This is a genomic window from Bacteroidota bacterium (assembly GCA_030706565.1).
Taxonomy (GTDB): Bacteria; Bacteroidota; Bacteroidia; order Bacteroidales; family JAUZOH01; genus JAUZOH01.
On record JAUZOH010000360.1, the window covers coordinates 1 to 3,836 of the forward strand.

Annotated in this window: 3 protein-coding genes; 2 read left to right on the forward strand and 1 reads right to left on the reverse strand. The window is 35.7% G+C overall.

The window, feature by feature from the left end:
• A partial coding sequence (locus Q8907_14055) for a hypothetical protein (protein MDP4275394.1) occupies positions 1-410 on the forward strand: 410 nt, incomplete at its 5' end.
• Here the strand turns inward: Q8907_14055 and Q8907_14060 are convergent.
• Positions 405-3,491, reverse strand: coding sequence for a DEAD/DEAH box helicase family protein (locus Q8907_14060; GenBank protein MDP4275395.1), 3,087 nt, complete (start codon positions 3,489-3,491; stop codon positions 405-407). The two genes, Q8907_14055 and Q8907_14060, sit on opposite strands and share 6 nt — an antisense overlap.
• A gap of 42 nt (positions 3,492-3,533) precedes the next feature.
• Here Q8907_14060 and Q8907_14065 point away from each other — a divergent pair.
• On the forward strand, positions 3,534-3,836 hold a 303-nt coding region (locus Q8907_14065; GenBank protein ID MDP4275396.1), incomplete at its 3' end, for a hypothetical protein.

Genomic DNA, 3,836 nt, shown 5'->3' on the forward strand with positions numbered 1-3,836 from the left:
TCAACCAAGCCACCACCGATCCCGGATTATATTCCCTTCGGCACCCCAAAAATCAGGATGGTACCGCTATACTAAAAGAAGGACAGTACTTGGGTGCATACCAACAGGGGTTGCATCACGACAAATACAAAGCCCTGGTGCAGGTAAAGCCGGTAACCGTAATCAGGGATTATAACAGGGATAATAACCTCGACATCACTTCAGGTCATGAAGAAACCGGAATCTTTGGCCTGAATATTCACCGGGCAAAACTTTCCGGCAAAACCATCAATGTCAATCAATGGTCTACCGGCTGCCAGGTCTTTGCCGATTCAAAACAGTTTGCAGAATTCATTTTGCTTTGCGAAAAAGCCGAGAAATACTGGGGCAAGACGTTTAGTTATAAATTAATCAATATCAATGACTTATGATAAGATCCCTTCTATCAGATCTTTCCAAAGTATAAAACCTTTTCGGCTATCAGTATAATCGTGCAGTATTTTGGTGAAGTTTTGAGGATTATTTTCAAGAAATGCTTGTCGTCCCTGGTTTCGTAAAGTGTTTATGTGTTCGTCAATTTCTTTAAGCTTTAAGCGAAGTGCAGAAGTATCTTTTTCTAAATGCCAAATATATGTTGCTTCTTCGGAATCTAACGTTTCCATTACGACATGGTACATTTCGCCCCCCTGAAGTAAAAATACAAACGAAAAAGGACTTAGCACGAATCGGAGTTTCAAGATTTCGCTTAGATGGTGATTTGCCAAATATCTAATTTGACGATAATGTTTTAAATCTTGGTTTTTAAGAATATTTTCAATGAATTCTTCATCTGAATCAAATAGTTGTACCGAATCCCTTTCAGTGTTCTGTAATTGTTTTAAATCAAGAAGTCCAGACTGGTTGTTTTTAGGTTGTTTCCCAAAGAAAGATTTTGAAATAAATCTAAACTTAACACTTTCAATTATTTCACGGTTCAATTTTTTTAGATCTGTAGATTTGGCATCCTGCGAAATCATGTTACCATTTACAAATTCAGCATAAATTGAAATTTTTATTCTGGTCATGTTCAATGACTTTGAAAAATAGGGCTTTAAAACTTCAAATTCCGGACGAATATTATCATTTTCAATTTCAAATTCAAGGGTTTTATCCAATTCTTTAACATCATATTGAAACGAAAATGCTCCATACCTAAATGTTATACTTTCGAGAGAAATAATGATTTCCTTCTCAATTAAAAGGTTATTGTCTTTTGGCTTTACAACTTCAGATAAGTCATCAAATAGAGAAGCCTGTTTTTCAAGTTTTCGGTAATAGGTATTCCTTTTCAGAAAAAGTTTATTGAGGTATTCAATTTTATAGTCACGGTAATCGTAAATTGTAGGTGTTATTTCCGAACGCTGTACACGGCCAATATACTGGACGAGCTTGCCCTCAAATGAAAAAGGATAAACAAGAAACAGGCATTCTGCATTGTGCAGGTCTATTCCTTCTCCGAAAAACTGTCCGGTAGTAATAAGTACTTGATAATTCCCCTGGTTTAATAACTTCCATTTTTGTTTTCTTGACGATTCCGAATCGTCGCCACATAAAGTTATGGTTTCGTATTTTTGCTTTAGAAACTGGTTAAGCGTTTCTATATGGTCCTTACGTTCTGTCAATATCACAGCCTTTTTCCCTTGATTTAGAGCAGAAACAATATCATTCAGTATTAAACGATTTCTGGCGGTATCGTGAATCAACACTTTGGATAATGTTTCAAACCTGTCTGTTTTATTGTTATAAGGTACATCAAGCTCTGTGTTTTTAATAACGATTTGGACTTGTTTAAGCGATTGGATATCTTGCGTTTTTAATTCGGAAATAACTTCACCAAGGTGAATGAATATAAGCTTTCCGTCATTATACTTTCTGAATGGCGTAGCTGTTAAGCCATAAACATAATATGCCGGTATATTTGAGATTGAATTTCGATATGTTTCAGCCGGGATATGATGACATTCATCGATAATTATTGTTCCAAAACCATTCAGAAAATCATTATCAGGTTTTTCAAGAGCTTTCTGCAAACTCTGAACCATAGCAACAGTTATCTTTTTGCCGGCTTTTAATTTGCCTTGCCCAAACAATCCGATTTCGTTCCTGGGAATGCCTAAAAACGTTTGAATACGGTCAATCCATTGATCTGCCAATTGTTTCCGGTGAACAATTATTAATGCAGGCAGGCTCTTTTCTGCAATAATCTTTAACGCGACAATTGTTTTACCGGTTCCGGGTGGTGAAACTATTATCCCAAAATCCTTCCTGTTAGCGGCATTAATTGCTTCAAGCTGGTAATCATGCAACTGAATACCGCACTCAAATTTTACATTTTCTGGTTTTCGACGTTCATCTTTAAACTCAACTTCAAGTTTGCTATCACGGCAATATCTCAGTATTTTTCCAATACTGCCACGGGGTAATAATACATCGTTTCCTGTTTCTTCAACACATGTGAAATAATATTCACTTCCCCATGTATTTTTGCCCATCTTCTTTTTAACCAGATATTCCGAATTAACAAAATTAAACTCATCCTTCATCCAGGAGATTATGTTAGCAGGCATTGTATTTCTGCTTATTTGAACCTTATTGTTTAGCCTGATGCAAATTTTACCGACATCTGCCCATTCCTGGATATTTCTTTCTACCGTAAGTGTATTCCTGATAGCAAGTTTTTGGTATAAACCATCAAGTAAAGAAATCGGCACTCTTTGAATATTTTTCAGAAATTGCCATTGGTCTGCAATAGGCTCAAACGCATCAACATCAATAAAACAGCTATTTCCTCTGTCCCATGTTGGTTTGAATAATGGTAAAGCTATAAGGTTGCCCAATCCTTTTCCCGATAAATAATCCTGGTTTGGAAACAACCTGTCGAAACTCGAATTCTTATCAAACACAGAAACTGCACCCGATTGTTGCAACAACAATATAAATATCTTTCGACTTTTCTCAGCTTTATAAACCTGTTCAAAGAAAATCCACACATGCCCGCCCTTCCCTGAGCGGGAACGTTCCAGATATGAAGGGATATTATTTTCAGTACAAATGTTTATAAAAGCTTTACATGATTTTTCCCAACCATCTTTGTCAAAATCGGCAACAATAAACCACGATGTGTTATCAGACAATAATGGATATATACCTATCTGTTGCTCGCCTCTCAGGTGTTTTTCAATTTGAGTTTCATTGTATGGTAAATAGCTTTTATCCTGAAAGTTTTGCAGCGTGCCGCCATGTATCTTATGAAGTTTGAACCGGTAAGGATCATAAAAATATGCTGGCATATACCCGCTTTTAGCTCCTTTTTCCCATCTGATGGCAAAAACATCGTCCCTACCTTTAAAGATAGTTTTGAATAATAATATTTTATTTGATTCAATTATTGACATCACGTATAGCAAATATTTTTCAAATATTGTTCTTTTTTCCAAATAAATATCCATACCTTGCATTACGTTTGTTTTCATTAAAAGGGGTATAATTTGCCCCTCCAATATAAAATAGAAGTAATGTCAAGAACATATCAGTCTGTCAATATTTCGAAGGAACAACAGAAATTTTTAAAATTAATCGCTGATTATGAGGTGGATATTTTTTCAATCTCTGAGATTGAGAAAATAGTAAATCATAAGTTTGATAACTTAAATGCGGTTTTGGAGAACCTCGAAAAAAAAGACTTTCTTTCTCGAATTGAAACGGGAAAATATTGCCGTGCCAATTTCAGGGATGAAAAGGTAATTGGTTGTTACATTTCAGGCAACGGGGCTGTTGCATATTGGTCGGCACTAAATACACACGGGCTTACTGAACAA

Bases quoted from the DNA above. Each gene is read 5' to 3' on its own strand.
- Q8907_14060 (MDP4275395.1), bottom strand. From the start codon at position 3,491: ATGAAAACAAACGTAATGCAAGGTATGGATATTTATTTGGAAAAAAGA.